This window comes from Acinetobacter higginsii, assembly GCF_000369525.1.
Lineage (GTDB): Bacteria > Pseudomonadota > Gammaproteobacteria > Pseudomonadales > Moraxellaceae > Acinetobacter > Acinetobacter higginsii.
Genome location: NZ_KB850072.1, coordinates 556,760 through 579,899, shown reverse-complemented (window position 1 = coordinate 579,899; position 23,140 = coordinate 556,760). Strand labels below are relative to the sequence as shown.

Below are 23,140 nucleotides of genomic sequence, written 5' to 3'. Positions count from 1 at the left end.
CTTATTTTATCAAGAGCTTAATACTTAAAATCATATAAAATATAAGTAATTATTTAACCTGAAACGAACTAAAAATTGGATCAGAGATTTGTCTAGATCCACTCAAATCGTTACACCAATAATCCATAAAAGTTAGTTTAACAAAGTAACTATCGAAGATAATTAATTTAATTGCTATACGAAATAAATTGGAATCCTGTTGGTCTGTTTGATCTAAATAGATCTCTGAATACTCATCAAAATGTACAATCTTACTTTCTACTGTCACCCATTTTGATACCGCTTGCGGATAGCTTTCAATCAACTCTTGAATACTAGATTCAGCATACTCTTGACGAGTTTCTTTACCTTGGTCAGGCCTATCCCATGCACCAATAAACAACTCTTTTTCAATAGGTGAGTCATAATACTCTGGCTGATAAAAAAATCTAATTTCTTCAACTGTTCCAGTTGATAAGTCGGCTTTTTCTTCAGGATAAGCTTGTACAAACCATTCCGGTGATAAAGCAACCTTCCACATATCTGTGTCAATGAGTCTAGATTGATTTAATTTTTTAGGTTCATTTTGAATATCATCACTTTCAACATGTTGCACTGAATTTTCAAGTGTAAAATGCGGTATATTAAAGACTTTAGTTCTGTATTCTACTTTTGGAATACGAATTAGATCATTTTCAGATCTCCCTGAAAAAAACCATAACGTATTACCAGATCTGTATCCTTTATCTGGCGTATAAAATACATAGTTATTTAAAAAACTCTTAACTTCTTCACGCTTAATTCTAACTTCTTCAGTTTTTTCTACAACATCACTAATACTTTCTGTTAATTGTATGAAAATTAATTCATCTGATAATTTTTCAACTTTAAAGGCAGGTACATCTAATAATAGATTCTCCCCCCACAAATCAATATATGGCTTGCCAAAGACAACTCCCCAGTACATATCAGGTAACCAATTACATAATTGATCCGTCGTTGGCTCTACTCCACCAATATGTGGATTAGCAAGATTCCAACTATCATTAACCTCTATATCAATAATAGCTAAGTCAGCATTAAACTCTAGGCAAACTTTTTTTACATATTCAATTAGCTTGTTTTGATCAGTTTGCTGTAACTCACTGTGAATTACTTCATTAGCATGCATATTACTATGCATAGGAACACTAAAAGCCCCCCAAGCTTTGGTTCTCTTAGTTCTAGACCAATACAGGCTACCAGCCTGCCCACCACGATCATCAGGAATTAATGTCTCAATGATGTCTGGAGAGAATTTAATTTTAAACGGTTCCCAAAAACCACATTTTTCAGGAATTAATTCGGGATAATTTTCACATCTAAACTTTATACGCCGAAAGAAATTCTGAGGATCGGCTAAGTTCTGATGAGCATAAATATTTGTACGTATTGGAGCGCTAATTTTCATATCAGTAGAGTTCCTAAATTTAGCTAAAATCTTTTAATATTTTCAGAGCTTTCGTATTCTGATCAAATGTATAAATAGTTCCTTTAGACTCTCTAATCGTTTGCTCAATAGTACTAGAATATTTTGTATCTGGATTAATCACTAATTTCACAGGCTTTTTAGTCGCAGCATAGCCTCTAAATTGTTTTGTATCAGTAATATACTTTAAATTTTTGAACTCAACTAATGTACCGCCATCCCCAAAAGCATCTGGAATAATATTGATCTGTCCATCTCTTTCTGTTTTAACAGTAATCATTTGTCGATCAGTATTACGTTGTATTCCTAACTTACTAGCAGCGCTCGTTTCAAACTCCTTACCATTCAATCTATTGCGTGTAATAACATCAACTTTATTTTGGTAAACTGTTTGAACAAAGGAACGATCTGTTTTTAATTTATCTAGTTCAGTCTTTGCAAGTTTCAGTGAATCTCCCTTACCAGGTTTTAAGTCGGTTCCAACGATTAAGTCTATTGCCGCTAAAGCACGATCAAATGATGAGGTACCTCTACCAAATACTGCTAATAAATCATCTGCAATGCCTATAAGCTCATCTGCACTCTGTTTCTTTAGAGATGCCACAATATCATCTTTTGTAACTTGTTTTCCTGCTTTTCTTAATGCATTAAACTCATCCAAAGTCTTAACTAAAACTTTACCAGTCGTGGTCGCTAATTTAACTAAAGAGTTATTCTGAATTGCAGTATCAGCACTATTAGCAGCAGTATTTACATCATAACCAGCATATGCTGCCACAGTGCCTGAAACCAATTTACCTATATTTCGGATTTTTAGTTTTTCTGCATCTGTATATTCTATGCCATTAGCTGGATCAGGCATTAATCCTGCAACGATTTCTCCTACACCAGCCCCAATAGCCCCTGCTTCACAGCTCGCTTTCGTTGCAGCTGCGGCTGCACAGCCAGCAGCAGCATGAGCAACTTTATGAAGAACATATTCAAATGTATTAGGATCAACTTTATCTAAACTATTACCAATTTGACTCGCTAATTCACCTTGTAATGCACCTGCCAATCCAGCTAATAAAGCTTTTTCGAGATTATCCTGTAGATTTCCACCATTAATCGCGGTCTGTACTAAAGTTGAACCGACTGAATTCGCAAAGTTGTTCATTAAACGATCAGGAAAATAAGTACTATCAGGCTTGAGATTTAAAGCTGTACTTACTTGGCTCAGCAAACCTGCTGTTACAATGCTTGTCGCTAAACCTCTTACTGATTCTTTACTACCAAGCTCATTTAAAGTCTTAGTAATATCCCCACCATTATTAATCAGGCTTACACTCGCTTGTGTCGCTAAAGTCGTAATTGCTGCCTGACTCATTGCAACTGCAGATCCACCCAAGGTTGATGCTGTACCGCCTAAAGCACCTACTGCTGTAGCACCAGCACCAGCGGTTACTGCTACCACAATAATAGCAATAATAGCAGCCCCAGCACCTGTTAAACCTTGCTGTTTATAATTCCAACTCTCTTGTGCGAGTTTTACTGCTTCCCAATTCACATCTTTTCGGGCAATGAGATCTTTCAGATATTCATTACCAGGCTGGTTAGAAAGTTTGATCACTTCTGCATGAACATCATTATTCTGACCAGAAACCATTGGCACTTGTACAGTTAATCCACCATTTGCGATAAATGTAGGTGCAACTGGACCATTAAAACTTGGTAATTTTGCTGTTTCAGTGATTGATCCCTTGTCTTGCATTGATTGCCAAACAACTGAGTTACTCTCATTTTTAGTTAACTCAGAGATTGTTTTTTTTGCTACCAACAAAGAAAGAGTTCCACCAGCTTCAATCTTTGCCCAGCGTAAATATTCAAACTCTGTACCTTCTAACCGAGTATCAAAGCCTGATTTTGTACCAATATAATCTGCCTTTAGTACGGCAGGAATTTCACTTATTTGAGTTCGGGATGTATTTGTCTTAGAACTATTATATTTGATACCTGCAAAAGAGGATTTTTTTGTCACATCAGTATTACTTTTGGATAATTCCTCTGTTGTATAAAAGTTTAAATTTCCTCCAGATCGTATAGAAACGAAACCACCTTCAGCAATAAACTTACCTGAATAAATATCAATATTATTCAGAGGATTTTTCTCTTTACTCTCGATAGAAATATTTTTTGCTTGTATCTCTACGGAAGCTACATTAGTAGATTCATTTTCTCGTTTTGTTGTAATATATTTTTTCTTAAGGCCTCCCCATGACTTTCTCTTTTCAGTCTGCGTGGAGCGATCATAACTTTGCTCTATAGCTGCATCAAATAAAATATTTTTATTTGATTCTATTTTCACATCACCTTGTGCTGAAATCACTCCTACTGCTTGCAATACTAAATTATCCTTTACAGTATTACCTAGTGTTCGAATATTAATGCCCTTTGTTCCATTAACAATAGTAGGATTTAAAATTGTCCGCATACTATAATTTGTATCGTTCACTCCACCTTTGTCATAAAAATCAACTGTCCCATCCATGATGATACTGGCATTCATGGTTTGAGGCTGGCCTCCTTTTTTAACAGTATTTGACGTATATGATTCAGCTAAACTCTCTCTAGCTTCAACATCAATCATTCCATTCGAAGCTAAAATATTTGATCCGCTAACAGAAATACCTTTAGATGAAATCAAACCAATATTGCCATTTACACTTGATATTTTTGAACCAACATGTTCATAACCATTGATATTCGTTTTATAAAAATTTATATCTGATTGTAAGGTCTCTAAATATTCTTGATCATATTTAGGAAAAAAAACATATGAAGCAGCAAACCTTGTACTTGGTTTTGCTTCATATAAAATATTATGAAAAATTGGTTGGGTTAATCCAAATATAAGTAGGCTAGGATTAGGTTTGACTGGGTATTTATTAATAAAACCATCATATGCCTTATTATATGCAGTATAAAGATTTGTATCATAACCACCCTTCACATAATCCTCATAAAGTTTAACCATATTACTATAGTCATCTAAGAACTGTTGACCTTTTAAAAGTTCCAATTCTGTTAGTACCCTTTTTTGTGTATTTGTGAGATCTATATTTTTCTCTGTTTTAGTTTTATTTACGAGATTATTTTTTATTCCATCAACAATCAAATCTCCATTAGTCGCCAAAATAGATATATCTTTATACGCAGTTAATTGAGAGCCTTGTAGCTCTACTTTCTTCCCTTCAAGACTTATCCCACCAGTAGCTGTATTGAGCTTAACAACCTGTTCTGAACCATTACCTTGTGTGCCACCTATCCCAACTAAGGTTAGATCTCCACCTTTAGCACGAAGATCAATATCACCATAAGCATTTAAGGTAATATTGGTTGGCGTAATGGTAAGATTTCCAGTTCCTGTCTGTATCCCAATATCACCATTAAACTGCGCTAGATCTGCATTGTTCTTTAATATCGCACTATCAACCGCCGTCAGCGTATATTTATCTCTCCAATCCAAACTTGTGCCCGCTTCAATGTTGACGGCACCACCCTTTAAATTGGTCCGTTGATGCGCTTGTAAACCTTTACTCTTTAAAGACAGTAAACCACCAGCAGTCATATTGACTGTGCTTGCTGCTGCCCAACTGGTTTGACCATTGGCATCAATATCACTATTTAAATAAATATTCTTATCTGAACTCACCGCAGTATGCGCGCCTGAATTGCTATTCACAGCCCAGAGTCTGACGTTGTCTCCACCATGCAACTCAATATTCCGACCACTTTTTAATTCACCGCCATAGATACGACTCAGGCCTTTTGCATCAACCACAAGATCATTAGTGGCATTGGCATTCAACCATTGTAGTTCTACATTGCCAGTCGCTGACTTAAACGAAATATCTTTTGCCTTTAAGTCCGACCATAAATAGGTAGTTTTAGGGATAAAAGTCCCATCAGCATTCTTAACCTGCTTCACATCTCCAGCACGGTATAAGTTAAGATTCTTATCGGCAATCAAATTAATATTTCCGGCCGTAGACTGAATATCTCCTGCATAGAGATAAAGTGCCCCTTGGTTGGTTGAGCCAATATTAATATCTTGGCCTGCTGTGATTTTTGATTTCTGATTGGTCTGATCCAGTGCAGTGGTTCCCTCTACCGCACTATTAATTTTAGTGATATTTAAACGTACATCTTTATCTGCAAGTAATGACACTTTGCCTTTATTTGCCAATGCAGTCAGGCTGGTTGTGGTGAGGTTGCCCCCTAAAGAAGATACATTAATATTGCCTGATGATGCCCATAGACTGGTATTGTCTTGTAAATTAACGTCCTTTTGCGCTGTAATATTTAAGTTTCCAGCCGTAGATAGCTTAATATTCTTGGTTTTAACATTGGTCCCCTCAATATCAATCCCACGTAAACCTTTTACCTCAACATTGGCACCCGTCAATCCCGTTGCCAAAGAAATATCTCCACCTGCTGCAATGCCCAATTTGCCTTTAATCGGCTGTAACATTTGCTTGTTCTGGTTAAGGTTTAGATTCTGTTGTGCAGTGAACACCACATCTTGCACACGGGTACTGCTTTGTCCTGATGCAATTGGCAAGCTTAAATCTGTGAGGTTTAATAAACCTGACGATTGAATCGCTAATTTTGTTTTTGCATCAAGTACGGCATTAGTGACATTGATTGCAGCATTGGCAATATCGGTTCCAACACTATTGATATAAATCCCAGTATCTCTACTGTATAAATTTGAATCTTTCAGATCTAATTGATTTGTTGAACTGATTGCAAGATCATTACGACTAGTAATCAATCCATCAGTTACTTTAATCTTTCGACCAGCACTCAGATAGACACCACCATTACTGCCAATATTGTTCTGAATCCCACTTGCTTGTTTACCCGTTAGACTAATATCGCCGCCTGCATTGATGTAAACATCTTGACCATCACCATGTTGTTTGATGACAGCACCTGTTCCTACGACCGTACCTTTGGCATTTAAAGACACAATGTTCTTTGAAGTCGTATTAGTGACACCTGTATAACTATCTTGTTGTAAATATAAGTGACGTCCAGCATCCACAAATAAGGCATTTGAACTTTGGATTTTACCCTGATTGACAATGTCACCATGTCCATCCGCTCGATTGCTCTGAACAGACATCAAGCCGTTAGTGGCATCTGTGGTTTGAATTAATCCTGTTGCAGTATTGGTGATTTTACCATTGCTGTTAAGAACTAAATTATTTTTGGCTTTAATCATGCCTGCATTATTGACCCCTATACCAGCTTCATTGGCATACAAATAAATACTATTGGCATAAAGCCCGCCTAACTGCGCAACATCAATCGCAACGGTTGGTACAGTTCCTGTGCCTGTAGTCGCAGCAAATTCTCCTGTATCAGCCGCAATGGTATTTGCCCCAGTAACAGCAGTAATGGTCGTAGCATTCACTGGTGCATTAATCGCAATTGAACGGCCTAACAGTTCTAATGCAACGGGATTATTGGCATTGCCACCGAGTCCACGATTATTGGCATCAGGATTAATCGTGATTGCACCTTGTTTTACCGTATGCTGTTTGATCGAACCATCACTGTTATACCCAAGCACACCGGTTGATAGCGTGACTTGATTGGCATTGATAAATCCACCACCATTTACAGTAATGCCTGTTGGGTTAGCAATCACTACATTTGCTCGTGATCCTAAGACTTCAAGATTACCCTGCAATAAACTTGGGTTGCTTGAAACCACTTCATTGACAATCGTGGTCGCAGCCCCTTTGGCTAAATTCGGGTTCGCTGCAATTGATGTTTTGGTAATTTGGCTGGTTGCTGCGCCGCGTGAGTTATTTAGGATCACACCATTTTGATTCACATCAAACTGGGTATAGCTATTACGTGATACCCCTGATGCAGAGGGTGCTGTAATCCAGACATTGGCTGCATTACCTTCCTTGAGCACGGTCACTTTATGCGCAGCAGCTGCATTATTATTGACGACGACATTGGCATAAATCGGACTAATCGCCATCAAGGCTGAAAGCGCCAGTACCAATTGTTTTAAGGTTCGTTGTCCAACTGCCGCAATGCCTGAGTCTGTCACATTATTATTGTGGATTGAAGCTTTAATGCGTGGAGAGGTATCGCCCTGATGGGATTTTGCCAATTCAGATACTGCGACATACGTCCCAAGTTTGGCATTAAATTTAGTGCGGTAAAATTGCTTATTCATCTTTATACCTATATTTCTATGAATAGATTTGCTTAATAGTTAAATGAGAGATTAAAACCAGTGATGAGGTCTTTCTGGATATGTTGTGGTGCAACCAGTCCCCGACCCACGAAAAGCTCACCATTGATATGTTTGAATTGAGTTCTTAAACCCACCACACTGCCTAATAAATAACGATCGGAGTAATATTGAGTGCCTTCTCCTGTCACCAGCCCTTGATCCAGCCCTGCGTAGAGTGAGAAATTAGAAATGGGATTGAGCCAATGCACGGTCTGTTGTAAATAATGCCCATTACTGCCCACGATGCTTTGCTCAGGCCGATAGCCGCGAATGCTGTAGCGTCCACCAATATTGAAAGTTTCCTGACTGACCACTTTCTGCGGACTCCACTGTCCTTGCCAGTTCAGCTGATACATAAAGTTATTGTTAGCGGTCTGCCATGGCACTGCATATTGAAAAGCAGCATTCCAAATTCCAGCGCGAGAATCACCCTCACCCGTAATATCTTCAGCAGTTTGGCTGCCCCCCAAGATGCCTGTACCCTTGCGGTAGCTGAATTGAGCATTGATGGTTTGCTGCCCGAGCCGTAACTGGTATTTGCTGCCAAGCTCCCAACCTGCTGTGCGTTTACGCTGCACTTCAATTTCGACATCTTCAATAAAACTAGATGCCGATTTTCGGTACAGTTGCGCATAGCCTGAAAGGCGGTAGGATTTACTGCGGCTAAGTTCGCGCTGTGCTTGTAGGTTAAAATCTTTGTTAATGGTTTTATAATCGAACCACTGATCAAAGCCTTCCAACTCTTGGGTATTGGTATATTGACTGGCATTGATATTAAACAGCCAGTTTTGATACGGGACTTCATAGGAAATAAAGACGTTATTAAAATCAGTATGGTCTGCGTTCCAGTCATTGAGTGACTGGGTATAGTAAACAAATAGGCTATCCGCAAAATTAAGCGGGTTTTCTAGAGCATAGCTGGCATAGCCTTGGTATTTTCCAGAGCTTTTACTGCCTGCATCATTCAATCCAGCAGTGATAAAGTTTTGTTCCCGAATCTCCCATACAATCTCGACATCGCTATAACCTGCATTTTCAGCACTTTTTTGGCTGGGTAAGATATCGAAACTGGTCTGCATCCCTTGTAAACGGGCAAAGGTTTCTAGAATTTGTTCCAGTTGACGAATATTGAGGATATCGCCTGCGTGCATAGGCAAACGGTAATTCAAAGTTTGGTTTTTACTATTTTTAAGTCGGATTTCCCCAATCAATCCAGGGATTAAAGTTAAACGTAAATGTCCTGTCGCAAGATCCTGTTCAGGTACAATCACTTGAGTAGACACATAACCCAATTGAACCAGTCGCTCATTGATGTAATTCACGAGGCCCGAAAGCCCTTTTTCACCAATACAGCGGCCTAAAACCTTATTGTCTGAATACTTGAGCTCTTTAAAGATGCGATTAAAGTCTGCGGTTTTTATACTGGGATGTGTGCTTGGAACATCAACCTCTAAAGATGTAATGCCAAAACAAATCGGTTCTTTTTGTAACCAAGGATAGCTTGAATCAACCTTTGTTTGCTGTAACTGAATAAATGGCGCAACAGATTGAGTGAGTTGGTCAATCTGTTGTTTCTGAGAAAGATAATCTCGGGTCTGTTGTTGACTCACCTGATCTTCGGCATAGCTAAAGCCTGAATATATGATCAGCGGAATCATGAAATATTTTCTATACATTTCCTACATTTTTCATACACAATACAGACAAGACTGTATTGTACGAAATTCAACTTAGTTTTCAATAGAAATAACAAATGATTTAAGTTTTTTTTATTAATAGATAACCAAGTCACTATATTTATTAGTGAAATAATTAACCTTGCCTATGATTTTCAATACGAGAAGATAAGTATTCTAATAAAACTGATCAAAATTTAATGTTGAAATATCCACATCTAAATAGGGATATAAAATTACAGCTGCATTCTCCTATCTAAACTAGTCGATCTCCTTGCGATCCATTACAATCACTTCTTTTTTGTTCAGCGCAGCGTATTTTGAGTAATTCCTCTCCCCAATTAAAACGTGGACTAAAAAACCGCCATATCCAATTGATTGCGATGGGTGGTGCTGTGGGTACAGGTCTGTTTTTAGGCTCAGCTCAGGCAATCCAGTCCGCAGGTCCTTCGATTATCTTAGGCTATGCCATTGTCGGTTTGATCGCATTTCTAATCATGCGACAAATGGGTGAAATGATTGTAGAAGAACCTGTAGCGGGTTCTTTTAGTTATTTCTCACAAAAATATTGGGGAAATTTTGCTGGATTCTTATCAGGTTGGAATTACTGGGTGGTTTATATTTTAGTGGCAATGACTGAGCTGACAGCGATTGCCAAATATATCCATTATTGGTGGCCACATATCCCTGCGTGGATCTCGACTTTGTTCTTCTTCATTGTCGTCACCTGCTTAAATCTGGGCAATGTGAAATTTTATGGCGAATCCGAATTCTGGTTGGCCATTATCAAGGTTGTTGCCGTCATTTCAATGATCTTGTTTGGTTTGTACCTATTACTGACTGCGGGAGCTGATTCGACTGCAAGCTTTACTAATTTATGGCAACACGGCGGATTTTTTCCGCATGGCTTCTCAGGCTTGTTTTACATGTTGGCCTTTTTAATGTTTGCCTTTGGCGGCATTGAATTGATCGGTATGACTGCAGCTGAAGCAGAAAATCCAGAAAAAAGTATTCCTCAAGCCATTAATCAGGTGATTTTCCGAATCTTGATTTTTTATGTAGCGTCGCTGGCGATCATTATGTCATTGATTCCTTGGAATCAACTTGATCTGGGTGGTTTGGATAAAAGCCCTTTCGTGATGATTTTCAGTCAACTGGGCATTGATTGGGCCGCACATTTACTCAATTTTATTATTCTGACCGCAGCACTCTCGGTTTATAACAGCGGCATGTATGCCAATAGTCGTATGCTGTTCGGGCTTGCAGTACAAGGTAATGCCCCTAAGATTTTTGCCAAAGTCAGCAAGCAAGGCGTACCAATGCCAGCGGTGATCTTTTCTTCTATCTTGATTTTTGGCTGTGTCTTACTGAACTATTTTGTGCCAGAACAAGCGCTAAGCCACCTGATGTATATGGCTGTCGCTGCCTTGGTTCTAAACTGGGCGATTATTAGCTTTACCCATTTAAAATTTAAACAGGCTATTCGATTAGAAGGCAAGACTGTAAAATTTCCAGCCTTGTTCTCGCCACTTAGCAACTATCTGGTTCTCGCCTTTATTGTCATGATTCTGTACATCATGTGGACCCAAGGCTTTAAAGAGTCTGTGATTCTAATTCCGGTCTGGATCATGTTTATGTTCGGATTATTTAAAGTCTTGAAATGGAATAAATCACTTTAAAACATGGCCACTCATTCGCATCTACAGGGTTCAACACGAATACGTTGTAGATGCGTTATCTGCCGATCTAAAGCATAAGTTTCGACATCTTAGGCCTGATTTGTTATCAGCTGACTCAATTTGCTACTATAGTGCTGTCCCCTTTATCACTCAATCCAATGTCCGAACCTCAATTCTCTCTTAGCGATTATCTCACAGCGGTACAGGAAGTCATTCGCCTGTCTTTTGATGAGCCTGTCTGGGTCAAAGCCGAGATTCGGAATTTAAATATTAAAGGTGGGCATTACTATCTTGAACTGGCAGAAAAAGAACAAGATACCGATAAAGTCATCGCAAGCTGTAAAGCCACGATTTGGAAATTCACTGCGGCTAAAATGGTGCTCAAGTTTGAGCGCGAAAGTGGTATTGAACTATCAAAAGATTTAAATGTGCTAATTAAAATCAAGGCTCGTTTTGATCCTCAATATGGCTTTTCGGTCAATATTGAAGATATCGACTCAAGCTTTACCTTGGGCGATATTGCAAAGCGTTATCAACAGATTCTTGCGCGATTAAGCAGTGAAGGATTGGTTCATCTTAATAAGGAACTACCCGCCCCATTTGATATTGAAAATGTTCTGGTGATTGCTCCGGAAAATGCAGCAGGTTTAGGTGACTTCAAGAAAGATGCCGATGCATTACATCAAGCCGGTGTCTGTCAATTTGTTTATCACACCGCGACTTTTCAAGGTAATACCGCCGCACACAGTATTATGGAGTCTTTAGGCTCAGGGCTACGCCAGTGGGCAAAAGATTATACCCTACCGCCAGATCTGATCGTGATCATTCGTGGTGGTGGTGCAGTCAACGATTTAGCTTATTTAAATGACTATGATCTGGCTGCCCTGCTGTGTAAACGTAAAGTCCCGATCTGGGTGGGTATTGGACATGAAAAAGACCGAACCATTTTAGATGAGATTGCACATCGTTCCTTTGATACACCCAGTAAAGTCATTGCAGGAATTCGGAATCTGATTGCAGAACGCTCACAAGATGTCGTCAATCATCTACAAACCATCAAACTACTGTCTCAACATCAGATTACCGCCTATCAAAGCCAAAATGATCGATTGATGAGTGTCATCAAATCACAGGCTGAGAATCAAATCAGCGCCAGTAATTTACACCTTCAAGTTGCTAAATCAACCCTACAATATTTTGCGAAACAGCAACTTAAAACAGCCTCGACCCAAATCGAAGCCTTGATGCGGGAAACATTACTGCAAAATCCCAAACATGTTTTAGCCAAAGGCTATGCCATTGTGCGTAGTGAAAACAAAGCAATTCGCTCTGTGCAACAAGTCGGCTCAAGCATCGCGGTTGAAATGCATGATGGTTACATCCATGCCAATGTAAGTCATATCAAAGAGGTCATTGATCATGAGTAAAAAAGAATTAAGCTTTAAAGACGGTTATAGCCTGCTCAAAAAAAATGCGGCGCTGCTCGAAGCTCAGGAAGAGCCTGATATTGATAACTTAATGAAGATTGTTGAGGAGTCAATGAATGCATACAAAGCCTGTAAATCACGTGTAGATGCAGTGCAACAAGCATTGAATGAAACCTTTAAAGAGAGTTAATTTTTAGTATAAAGAAGTCAGTTTGATCATCAATTGTATAAAACCATGACAAGGCCGAAAAACGATGCAGCGCTGGCTCGGCCTCTTTATTTTAAATCGTGAACAATTTTATAAACAAAGAAGTGTTGTAGCAATCTTACTGACAACACCTTCATAAGCGCTTGATTTACGACACAGACTTTAAAGGTCTGCCATCGGTTCAAACAGCAAAATTACTGAGTCTTACGCTCTTTATTCACAAGATATTCAACCACTTGAACTACTTTATTATCCCCGCCTTGGACGATATATTTACCATTGACCACAACAGCTGGAACGCCCGTAAGTTGATATTTTTGCGCCAATTGGTTTGATTCTGCAATTTTTGCTGTAATCGGGAAAGAATCATAGCTGCTATTAAATTTAGCCTCAGAAATGCCATATTGAGTAAAAAACTTAGCAAAAGCCTCTTTTTGTAAAACCTTTTCCTTACCTGAAAAATTGGTATGGAATAACGGTAGATGGGTACGTTTACGTACACCTAAAGCCTCACTCACATAATATGCACGCGCACCTTGTTCCCACATCGGGTTCATTGCTGCTGGCGTACGCAGAAAGTAAACATCCTTCGGAATGGTCTTTAACCAAGATTGCATATGTGGTTCTAATTTAAAGCAATAAGAACATCCATACCAAAAAAACTCTCGCACTTCGATTGTATTAGCAGGCGCTGATGTTTTTACTGGATTTTGAACCACGGTATAATCTTTACCGGCAATAAAATCTGCGGCCATGCTCTGTGTTGAACATACTGCAACAATTGCAGCCGCGCTGGTTAAAATAAAATGTTTCATTAAATTTATAGCTCTTACAGTCACTTCTAAACGAGGTAATATCTGCATTAAAATAAATATTTTAATCAGACATCAACCTCGATTTAATGATTACTCATTTAAAAAATCCCAAACATTTCGAAAAATGAATGGGATAACGATATAAATATTTCACTGGAGGAATGTATATCGTGAAGCTGTCATTTTTACCACACACTTACGATTAAAATAAATATCACATCACAAAAATAAACAAATTCGTCTACTTAATTAACCTTACTCGATATGGATGAACAAGTCGCTAGCATATCCGTTTCAGCATCAATAACTTTCGTTTTTATATCCAATAAACTTAACATTGTTGGAAATAAATTATCCTGACTCAATACTTCATTTTTTTGATTCGACAAACATTTTATCTGCTCAGGATTAGACTGTTTCCAAAGTGCAGAAAACCACATGATCATCGGAATATGTGTTTGCTGTTGAGGTGCAATCATATAAGGGGCTCCGTGTAAATACATACCACTTTCACCTGTAGATTCCCCATGATCAGACAAATACCATAAGCCTGTTTCATATTGTGTATTCTGTTTTAAAGTTTCAACTAGTTGGCTCAAGATATAATCGGTATATAACAAAGTATTGTCATAGGTATTTTGCAAAGCTTCACGACTACACCCCTGAATGGCATTGGTATCACATGTAGGCCTAAAAACTTTAAATTGGGGCGGGACGCGCTTGTAATACGCTGGACCATGACTGCCTAATTGATGCAATACAAGCAAACGAGGTTGTGTATCCCCTTGAGGAATCGATTTTAGATAGGATTGCAAACTATCAATTAAAATCTCATCAAAACATTCTCCCCCCTTGCACCATTTTTTCTGAATCGGTTCTGCAATCTTATACATCTCAACCCGGTCACAAACGCCCTTACAACCAGAATTATTTTCAATCCAAGTGACCTGATAACCAGCACGTTGCGCGATATCAAGCAAGCCCTCTCTACGAATGGCTAAGCGCTCATCATAGGATTTACGTGGCATCCCCGAAAACATACAGGGAACAGAAACAGCCGTTGCTGTACCACACGAACTCACTTTAGAAAAATTCAAGATGTCCTGTTGAGCCATTTCAGGATTGGTGAGTTTGCTGTACCCATTTAAAGAGAAATTTTCAGCTCTGGCTGTTTCACCCACTACAAGCACCATCAGTTTGGGTAATGCATTTTCACGTTGTAAAAGCTTGGCATCTTCACCATAACTGATGAAGGGTTGATTCTTTTTTGGTGCCTTCTTTTTGTAATATGAAACAAAAGAGCTAATCATATTTTGTGGCGAAATCATTCCTTTTAAACTGCGATTTTCACGGAAAATAGCTGCAAAATCGACATAGAAAATAAACAGCATAACGATGACAATAGATAAAGAAACAACAGCAGTTATAATTTTTTGAGTAAATTGAAACATAAAGGGTTTAGCTTCATGTCTAATTTTAACCCTAGCAAAAACAAAAATAGGCAGAATGATCAGTCCCAAGACCCAAGCCAAAAGATACCAAGACCAAAGATCTCGTGCTTCTGTAAAGTTGGTTTGCATCATATTCTGGATTTGATCAGAAGTAATCCATACACCAAGTGAAGTTACGGTATAGGATGCAAATCCGCCAATTAAGATCAGAAAAATCGCAATGGGTTTTGCAGTCCAACGCCAGTTAAAAATCTGAAATATAAAATTATATGTAAAGATCACGACCAATATAGAAGCAATCAAAAATAGAAAACTTTGGATACCTGAATAAGGGGTTAGATCTTGAATTTTCACAAAGAATGAAAAGTTCAAAAATAGACCCAGCCAGATTGCCAATATAAAATTAAACCATAATAATGAAATATCTCTTCCAAATATATTTTTAAGCCAAAGCATTTTAAAATCCCGAAAACCAGACACCCCAGCTTTTTTAGAAATAAATAAAAATTAAAAACAAAACCCGAAAAAGTAAACAACTTTACTTTAAAAAGTATATCTCAAATTTAATCTATTTTTTTAATATGACAAAAATGTAATTTACGTGTCATCCTAAATTAAATTCACCATTAAGTTTAAGAGTAAAGAAAATATTTTATATTACTATCAATTTAACCATAATTATTTAATGTACTACGAGCTGTATAAACAAAGTCAAAACAGAAAAAACTGGCATAAAAAAACCACATCTGAGGATATGGCAAAAGGTGTAACAATGCTTGTTCGGCTTTACTAGGGTTTTAGAATAGAACGGTTTGCTTAAATGAAGCTGAAATGAAAGCATCATGCTTGAACATTCTCATATTGAATATCATACTGTTCCCTCAGGTCTGTGTTAACGCTCATGATGATCGGAAAGTACAAGCAACAAAAAGCCCTTGTTATCACAAAGGCTTTTTGAGCTTGGTTAAAGCAATCACAGCTAAATTAAGATGCTTAGCACACATTCTTAAATTTCGATCTGGCTACCCAGTTCTACTACACGGTTGGTCGGGATTTGATAAAAATCACTGACTGGACTGGTATTACGTTGCATTGAAATAAATAAATGCTCCCGCCAAGGTGCCATGCCATCCCCGACACTATGCATGATACGTTCACGTGAGATAAAGAAGCTAATCTGCATCAAATCGTATTCAAACTCTAGCTGCTCATAGGCTTGAGCCAATGCACGTGGTACATTCGGCTCGTCTTTAAATCCATAGAAAATTTTAATCCGATAGAAATGATTATCTAAAGTTTCAACATGAATACGCTCTTCTTGCGGGACATAAGGGACATCTTCAATTACCACAGTCGCCAGAATATTCCGTTCATGTAACACTTTATTGTGCTTAATATTATGCAACATGGCATGTGGAACCACATTCGGCGTACCTGTCAGGAATACCGCATCTCCTGGCACACGATGTACATTATCGCCAATACTTCTTATGAATAAGTCGAGTGACAATGTGTCATGTTCAAGCTTTGCAAAAGTGAGCTCTCGACCTCGCTTCCAAGTCATTAGAATGATCATTGCTACAGCACCAATTAATAATGGCACCCAACCACCTGAGAATATTTTTAAAGATGCTGCGGCAACCAAAACTGACTCTAGAATGAAAAATGGAATAATAAGTAAAAATACCTTTGGTAGACTCCATTTCCAAGCATAATAAATAAAGACTGCAACCAAAATCGTATCGCAGAGCATGGTTAATGTAACCGCTAGACCATAGGCACTGGCAAGGTTTGAACTGGTCTGGAAGATTAAAATTAGAATTAAAATTGCAATCAGTAATAGCCAGTTTAGAAAAGGCACATAAATCTGCCCTTCTTCTGAATCAGAAGTATGTTTAATCCCTAATCTTGGTAAATAACCCAATTGAATTGCTTGGCGTGCCAAGGAAAACACCCCAGAAATAACCGCTTGTGAGGCAATCACTGCCGCCATAGTCGCCAAGATAATCATCGGGTATAACGCCCAACTTGGCACCAATAAATAGAATGGGTTTTCAATCGCTGCGGGATGTCGCAGTAATAGTGCACCTTGGCCTGCATAGTTTAAAACCAAGCAAGGCAACACGACACTGAACCAGCCAAAACGAATCGGACGGGGGCCAAAGTGCCCCATATCGGCATATAACGCTTCTCCTCCAGTGACGGTTAACACCACGGCCCCCATAATAAAGAAAGACTGAACTGGATGAGTGAAAATGAACTGTATTGCCCAGTGTGGACTCACCATCCCCAGTACAACTGGTGTCTGTATCACACTGGCAATACCTAAAATGCCAAGTGACAAAAACCAGACTAAGGTGATTGGTCCAAAAAACTTACCGACAAAGGCTGTGCCATGTTTCTGCATCAAAAACAGCGTGGTCACAATCACAATCGCAATGGGCACAATGAAAGGATCAAGCACATTGGTGGCAATGGATAAACCTTCAACTGCAGAAAGAACGGAGATGGCTGGGGTAATAATCCCATCTCCAAAGAATAAAGATGCTCCGATAAAACCAATCGCAATCAGATAGATTTTTTTTGTTTCTGATAATTTCGCTTTACGTAGGTTCAAGGCCAATAAAGCCATGATCCCACCTTCACCATTATTGTCTGCACGCATGACAATCGCGATGTATTTAATACTGATGATCAGCATTAAGCACCAGAAGATAATCGACAAAATACCTAATACATTTTCAGGTTGAATCCCCAAACCATGAGCCGCATGGAAGGATTCCTTTAATGCATAGAGAGGACTTGTTCCGATATCTCCAAAGACCACCCCGAGCGCTGCCAACGCTGTGGCAGGTAATGCTGCTTTTTTTGTAGTATTTTGCATAATGAGCTTTCTTTAACTGTTATAGGGCACGACTTTGGTCATTTATTTTCTTTAAGCATATGCTCTATTTCTCGTGAAGAATACCCTCTCTCTTTAAGAATCTGAACAATAATCTGCTGTATTTCTTTCGATGCACCGATATATTTTTCGACCAGCACATCTACGCGATACTCCATCAGTATCTCTTTTTTATTAAGAAGCAAGTTATGAACATGATTGTCTTGATCAGATGTATTAAAGAAACCCATTAACCTATCCATAAGAATGATTGCAAAGTGTATTTTAATAAACTTAAAAAAATGGCCGCGTAAAATTTGCGTAAATTTTTAGGTGACGTCATCTAAGCACAACATGTCCAAGCTCTCCTAAAACCACATTCGAAGATCTAACTTTAAGAAATAAATTTAAGTTTGGGTTACTTTGGCCAGATAGTACTGAAGCCAGCATTCTAGGTGCTTGCTTTTTAATAGTTGAACTTGTTCGATATCACACAGAGTAAAGGGGGATGGCCTTGGTTCATATTCCCAATTTAAATGGCATTAGCACAGATAAGAAAAAAGCCCTTGCAATAACAAGGGCTTTTTGAATTTGGCGGAAGCGGTGTCCGTCTAACACCAATCCTAAGAAGTCCAATCCAATATTATAAATTAATATTTTTCAATTAATTACAATTACACCCATCCAACTCAGTCTTGTCTAATCCGACTATTTCCAGTATTTTATGAGGGGTAATTTGAGGGGTAGACAATAACATGCCAAAGAAAGCTAAAGAGCTATCTGCGCTTAGTGTAGCAAAAATTAAAGAGACTGGTCGATATCACGTAGGTGGTGTTGATGGTCTTTGTTTAAACGTCGAAGGAACTTCCCGTGTCTGGATTTTACGTGCGGTGGTGGGAAAACATCTGGATAAAGATGGAAAATTAAAACCTCATCGACGTGATATTGGTATTGGTCCATACCCTGAAGTTTCTTTAGCTGAAGCTCGTGCTAAAGCCACTGAATTAAAATTACAAATACGAAGTGGTATTGATCCAATTGTCCATCAACAGGAACAGCTTGCAAAGCTTCATGTTCAGCAACTACGGAACAAAACATTCATGGAATGTGCAAAAGTTGTTATTGCCAATAAAACCCGTGAACTCAAAAATGAAAAACATATTGGACAATGGTCATCAACACTAGAAACTTATATTTACCCAACTTTGGGCAATCTTACTATTAGTAACATTACCAAAGCCGATATTGCTGAAGTTTTAAGACCTATTTGGGTTGAGAAAAACGAAACAGCCAAACGTATCCGTGGTCGTATAGAAACCATTTTTGATTATGCCAAAGCAATGGGATATTTTGAGGGTGACAACCCTGCCGAATGGAAAGGCAATCTTGAACCTATATTAGGTAATTTAAAGCAGGAATCACGCCCTCACCCATCCCTGCCCTATGAACAGGTTGCTGAGTTTATCCAACACTTAAGACAGAAAAAAGGAATTTCACCAAAAGCTCTGGAATTTGCAATTTTAACCGCCTGTCGCTCTGGTGAGATTTTTGGGGCGAAATGGCAGGAAATTGATTTTAAGAATAAAGTCTGGATTATTCCTAAAGAACGTATGAAAGCAGAAAAGGAACATCATGTGCCTTTGTCGAAAGAAGCGATAAGTTTGCTTGAATCAATTCAAAATCATACTCTAATTCAAGATTTCATCTTCCCTGCGCCACGGAGTGGTGAGATGCTTTCTGATATGTCTTTGACGACCCTAATCAAACGACTGCATGAGCAAAAGCTTAAAGAAAATGGCTTAGGCTATATTGATCCCAAACAAAACCGAGTCATTACAACGCATGGCTTTCGGTCTACTTTCCGTGATTGGTCGGCAGACAAAACAGATTACCGTAGAGAAGTGTGTGAACATGTTCTCGCACACAAACTTCCAGATAAGGTTGAAGCTTCTTATTTACGTGGAGGCTATTTAGAAAAACGTAAAGGCTTAATGGCTGATTGGGCAACATATATCATGCACAAATAGCCTGAAGCCATGTGGTACAGCTCAAAAAAGTACAATCCCAATTACAAAAACACTTAATATAAAAATAAGAGATAAAGGAATTTTATCTCTTATAAATCTGAATTTTAATTGCTCATCCATCCAACTAATTTGATGTTCCCAAAAGAATTTGTAATGAGCATACCAATTACTAAAAAGGATCTGCTTACTTATCCCACACTCGCTTTAAGTAAGCGAATCCGAAATAGAGAAACGCTGGCGTAACACTATAAGTAGCTAAATAAAAAAACAATATAGAAAATCTAACTCCACCCATGAGAGGTGGAGTTAGCTTGATTTATTTCAGTGAATGTATTGATTATTCTTGATTGTCTAAATACTTTTCAGCATCCAATGCTGCCATACAACCCGAACCAGCCGAGGTAATCGCTTGACGATAAATACTGTCTGCCACATCACCCGCAGCAAATACACCCTCGATAGATGTAGCTGTTGCATTACCCGTAGTTCCACTTTGGACTTGGATATAGCCATCACGTAGGTTCAATTGACTTTCAAACATTCCTGTATTGGGTTTATGTCCAATCGCAACAAACAAGCCTTGCACTTGAACATCTTGGATACTTGCATCTTGAGTGGATTTAATACGTACCGCCGTTACACCTGTGTTGTCACCTAAAACCTCATCAACTTGATGGTTCCAAATAATGCTGATTTTGCCCTCTTTTTCTTTGGCAAAAAGATGGTCTTGCAAAATCTTTTCAGAACGCAGACTGTCACGACGGTGTACCAGTGTCACATGTGCAGCGATATTTGACAGATATAAAGCTTCCTCAACCGCAGTGTTACCACCACCAACCACCATGACATTTTGGTTTTTATAGAAGAAACCATCACAGGTTGCACAGGCACTCACACCCTGCCCCATGAAAGCTGCCTCTGACTCAAGACCTAGATATTGAGCCGTTGCACCTGTTGCAATAATCAGTGCATCACAAGTATATTCACCCATGTCACCTTTGAGTACGAATGGGCGAGTTTTGAGATCCACCTCATTGATGTGATCATAGACCATTTCTGTACCAAAGCGTTCTGCATGCGCCTGCATACGCTCCATGAGTACAGGACCAGTTAAGCCCTCAGCATCGCCAACCCAATTATCAACTTCAGTCGTTGTTGTTAATTGCCCGCCTAATTGTAGTCCAGCAATCAATGTTGGTTTGAGGTTGGCACGAGCTGCATATACGGCTGCACTATAACCCGCAGGTCCCGAACCTAAAATAATTAAACGAGAATGTTGATTTTGCATTTAATTTTCTCCAGCATTCTACAAACTTCGCTGATTAACACGTTTTGATAATTCTTCAGCAGATTCTTTACGCTCAGAATAACGATCAGTTAAATACTGACTTTGCCCCCGTGTCAGCAAGGTGAATTTATACAGCTCTTCCATCACATCCACGATACGGTCGTAATACGATGATGCTTTCATTCGCCCATCTTCTTCAAACTCTAAAAATGCTTTTGGAATTGAAGACTGATTCGGAATCGTGATCATCCGCATCCAACGCCCTAAAATACGCATTTGATTGACACTATTGAAAGATTGCGAACCACCACTGACTTGCATTAGTGCCAGTGTTTTTCCTTGAGTGGCACGAATCGCACCACCTGCCAATGGAATCCAATCTATCTGTGACTTAAAGATCGAACTCATTGAACCGTGACGTTCAGGCGAACACCACACCATGCCCTCTGACCATGCCAAAAGCTCATGTAGTTCTTTTGCTTTTGGGTGTTCCATATCCGCATCTTCTGGCAAAGGTAGCCCTTTCGGATGAAAAATTTTAACCTCAGCACCAAACTGTTCCAAGATTCGACCTGCTTCCATCACGGCTAAACGACTATACGAACGCTCACGGTTAGAACCATATAACAACAAAATACGTGGCGCATGATCTAACGATTTAGCTTGAACTTTTTCCAAAGTTGGCTGTTCAAGTAGCTCCATATCAACATTAGGAAGATTCATTACAATTACACCGATTTAAAATACTTTTTTCTGAGCCATAGAGACACACTCACTAAAGCGATCAATACAGGTACTTCAACTAAAGGACCAATCACGGTGGTAAATGCCACAGGTGAAGCCAAACCAAAGGTTGCAATCGCTACAGCCAAAGCCAACTCAAAGTTATTACCAGCAGCCGTGAAAGAAATTGCTGTGGTTTTAGGATAGTCATTGCCCATCCATTTACTCATAAAGAAGCTGATGAAAAACATCACAATAAAATAAATCGTGAGTGGGATTGCGATACGCAGAACATCCAATGGTAAGCTCACTACATCACCACCTTTTAGGCTAAACATTGCCACGATGGTAAAAAGAAGTGCCAATAAACTGAGTGGGCTGATCTTGGGTAAAAAGACATTTTGATACCAATCTAAGCCTTTGGCTTTGACCAAAACCAAACGAGTCAAGAAACCAAGAAGAAATGGAATCCCCAAGTAAACCAACACCGCATGGGTAATCGTCCAGAAATCAACATTGATCACTTGCCCTGCAATACAGAAATAGGGTGGCAAGAATGTGAGGAACAGCCAAGCATAGGTACTAAAAAACAGAATCTGGAAAATACTATTGAATGCCACCAACGCTGCTACATATTGGTTATCACCACAGGCTAAACCATTCCACACCAAGACCATTGCAATACAGCGAGCCAAACCGATCAGGATCAAGCCTGTCATGTACTCTGGATAGCTATGTAAAAAAATAATTGCTAATGCAAACATTAATACAGGCGCAATCACCCAGTTCTGCACCAAAGACAAAGTTAAGGTTTTCTTGTCTTTAAACACTTGTGGCAAAGTAGCATAGTCCACTTTGGCTAAAGGTGGATACATCATCAGAATCAAACCAATCGCAATTGGAATATTGACGGAATCCACACTCATTTTGTCTAAAGTAACGGAAGCTTGCGGAAAGAACACACCTATCGCAATCCCCAATGCCATGGCGATAAAAATCCATAGAGTGAGGTTACGATCTAGAAAAGATAATCTTTGTTGAGCCATGATGTTCTCATTCAATATGCGAAATTTGATTGATTGCTGCAATCAAATCTGGGCGAGACATATGAGTTGTATCTAGTGCCAATAAAGCGTCTAAGCGGCGGTTGATATGATCAACAGTAACTTGGAATGCTTTTAATTTTTCTTCTTTCGGCAAATCTAAATGTGAAGGAT

At 38.8% G+C, this 23,140-nt stretch carries 15 protein-coding genes and 1 pseudogene; 4 read left to right on the top strand and 12 right to left on the bottom strand.

Features of this window, described 5'->3' with window-relative positions:
* Positions 1-49 precede the first annotated feature (49 nt).
* Genes F902_RS08695 through F902_RS08685 form a run of 3 tightly spaced genes read right to left on the bottom strand, consistent with a single transcriptional unit; the run spans position 50 to position 9,424 of the window.
* Positions 50-1,429 carry a hypothetical protein gene (locus F902_RS08695; protein ID WP_005202683.1) on the bottom strand — a complete coding sequence of 460 codons (1,380 nt, stop codon included), beginning with the start codon at positions 1,427-1,429 and terminating at the stop codon, positions 50-52.
* Between the two features lie 19 nt (positions 1,430-1,448).
* Entirely contained in the window at positions 1,449-7,688 is a 6,240-nt protein-coding gene (locus F902_RS08690) for a DUF637 domain-containing protein (protein ID WP_005202681.1), read from the bottom strand.
* 32 nt (positions 7,689-7,720) lie between these two features.
* Positions 7,721-9,424 (bottom strand): ShlB/FhaC/HecB family hemolysin secretion/activation protein, encoded by a 1,704-nt coding sequence (locus F902_RS08685; protein WP_026057537.1) that lies wholly within the window; start codon positions 9,422-9,424, stop codon positions 7,721-7,723.
* Positions 9,425-9,744: 320 nt separating this feature from the next.
* Here F902_RS08685 and F902_RS08680 point away from each other — a divergent pair, with 320 nt between their 5' ends.
* From F902_RS08680 to xseB, 3 genes are all read left to right on the top strand, one after another.
* Positions 9,745-11,103, top strand: a complete 1,359-nt coding sequence (locus tag F902_RS08680) for an amino acid permease (protein WP_081400820.1) — start codon at positions 9,745-9,747, stop codon at positions 11,101-11,103.
* A gap of 158 nt (positions 11,104-11,261) precedes the next feature.
* On the top strand, positions 11,262-12,530 hold the full coding sequence (gene xseA / locus F902_RS08675) for an exodeoxyribonuclease VII large subunit (protein WP_005202674.1): 1,269 nt from the start codon (positions 11,262-11,264) through the stop codon (positions 12,528-12,530).
* The gene (gene xseB / locus F902_RS08670) at positions 12,523-12,720 is read left to right on the top strand and encodes an exodeoxyribonuclease VII small subunit (protein WP_004652856.1); all 198 of its coding nucleotides are present in this window, start codon (positions 12,523-12,525) and stop codon (positions 12,718-12,720) included. The genes xseA and xseB overlap by 8 nt, the downstream gene beginning before the upstream one ends.
* A gap of 212 nt (positions 12,721-12,932) precedes the next feature.
* Here xseB and F902_RS08665 read toward each other — a convergent pair whose 3' ends face one another.
* The 4 genes from F902_RS08665 to F902_RS08650 all read right to left on the bottom strand — a co-directional run bounded on the left by F902_RS08665 (position 12,933) and on the right by F902_RS08650 (position 18,136).
* Entirely contained in the window at positions 12,933-13,553 is a 621-nt protein-coding gene (locus F902_RS08665; RefSeq protein WP_017402236.1) for a thiol:disulfide interchange protein DsbA/DsbL, read from the bottom strand.
* A 245-nt stretch (positions 13,554-13,798) separates the two neighbouring features.
* Entirely contained in the window at positions 13,799-15,460 is a 1,662-nt protein-coding gene (locus F902_RS08660) for a phosphoethanolamine transferase (RefSeq protein WP_005202662.1), read from the bottom strand.
* 550 nt (positions 15,461-16,010) lie between these two features.
* The gene (locus F902_RS08655; RefSeq protein WP_005202661.1) at positions 16,011-17,888 is read right to left on the bottom strand and encodes a potassium transporter Kup; all 1,878 of its coding nucleotides are present in this window, start codon (positions 17,886-17,888) and stop codon (positions 16,011-16,013) included.
* A 38-nt stretch (positions 17,889-17,926) separates the two neighbouring features.
* Entirely contained in the window at positions 17,927-18,136 is a 210-nt protein-coding gene (locus F902_RS08650) for a hypothetical protein (RefSeq protein ID WP_005202660.1), read from the bottom strand.
* Positions 18,137-18,640: 504 nt separating this feature from the next.
* Between F902_RS08650 and F902_RS08645 the strand changes: the two genes are divergently transcribed.
* Entirely contained in the window at positions 18,641-19,912 is a 1,272-nt protein-coding gene (locus tag F902_RS08645; RefSeq protein WP_004699746.1) for a tyrosine-type recombinase/integrase, read from the top strand.
* A gap of 21 nt (positions 19,913-19,933) precedes the next feature.
* Here the strand turns inward: F902_RS08645 and F902_RS23055 are convergent, their stop codons facing one another.
* From F902_RS23055 to F902_RS08625, 5 genes and pseudogenes are all read right to left on the bottom strand, one after another.
* Positions 19,934-20,092 (bottom strand): hypothetical protein, encoded by a 159-nt coding sequence (locus F902_RS23055; protein WP_324097330.1) that lies wholly within the window; start codon positions 20,090-20,092, stop codon positions 19,934-19,936.
* A gap of 157 nt (positions 20,093-20,249) precedes the next feature.
* Positions 20,250-21,200, bottom strand: coding sequence for a thioredoxin-disulfide reductase (gene trxB, locus F902_RS08640; RefSeq protein WP_004699744.1), 951 nt, complete (start codon positions 21,198-21,200; stop codon positions 20,250-20,252).
* A gap of 18 nt (positions 21,201-21,218) precedes the next feature.
* The gene (gene arsH, locus F902_RS08635) at positions 21,219-21,923 is read right to left on the bottom strand and encodes an arsenical resistance protein ArsH (RefSeq protein ID WP_004699742.1); all 705 of its coding nucleotides are present in this window, start codon (positions 21,921-21,923) and stop codon (positions 21,219-21,221) included.
* Positions 21,924-21,928: 5 nt separating this feature from the next.
* Positions 21,929-22,969, bottom strand: a complete 1,041-nt coding sequence (gene arsB, locus F902_RS08630; RefSeq protein ID WP_005144801.1) for an ACR3 family arsenite efflux transporter — start codon at positions 22,967-22,969, stop codon at positions 21,929-21,931.
* 7 nt (positions 22,970-22,976) lie between these two features.
* A pseudogene (locus tag F902_RS08625) lies at positions 22,977-23,140 on the bottom strand (arsenate reductase ArsC); the annotation flags it as partial.

Bases quoted from the DNA above. Each gene is read 5' to 3' on its own strand.
- F902_RS08695 (WP_005202683.1), bottom strand. From the start codon at position 1,429: ATGAAAATTAGCGCTCCAATACGTACAAATATTTATGCTCATCAGAAC.
- F902_RS08690 (WP_005202681.1), bottom strand. From the start codon at position 7,688: ATGAATAAGCAATTTTACCGCACTAAATTTAATGCCAAACTTGGGACG.
- F902_RS08685 (WP_026057537.1), bottom strand. From the start codon at position 9,424: ATGTATAGAAAATATTTCATGATTCCGCTGATCATATATTCAGGCTTT.
- xseA (WP_005202674.1), top strand. From the start codon at position 11,262: ATGTCCGAACCTCAATTCTCTCTTAGCGATTATCTCACAGCGGTACAG.
- xseB (WP_004652856.1), top strand. From the start codon at position 12,523: ATGAGTAAAAAAGAATTAAGCTTTAAAGACGGTTATAGCCTGCTCAAA.
- F902_RS08665 (WP_017402236.1), bottom strand. From the start codon at position 13,553: ATGAAACATTTTATTTTAACCAGCGCGGCTGCAATTGTTGCAGTATGT.
- F902_RS08660 (WP_005202662.1), bottom strand. From the start codon at position 15,460: ATGCTTTGGCTTAAAAATATATTTGGAAGAGATATTTCATTATTATGG.
- F902_RS08655 (WP_005202661.1), bottom strand. From the start codon at position 17,888: ATGCAAAATACTACAAAAAAAGCAGCATTACCTGCCACAGCGTTGGCA.
- F902_RS08650 (WP_005202660.1), bottom strand. From the start codon at position 18,136: ATGGGTTTCTTTAATACATCTGATCAAGACAATCATGTTCATAACTTG.
- F902_RS08645 (WP_004699746.1), top strand. From the start codon at position 18,641: ATGCCAAAGAAAGCTAAAGAGCTATCTGCGCTTAGTGTAGCAAAAATT.
- trxB (WP_004699744.1), bottom strand. From the start codon at position 21,200: ATGCAAAATCAACATTCTCGTTTAATTATTTTAGGTTCGGGACCTGCG.
- arsH (WP_004699742.1), bottom strand. From the start codon at position 21,923: ATGAATCTTCCTAATGTTGATATGGAGCTACTTGAACAGCCAACTTTG.
- arsB (WP_005144801.1), bottom strand. From the start codon at position 22,969: ATGGCTCAACAAAGATTATCTTTTCTAGATCGTAACCTCACTCTATGG.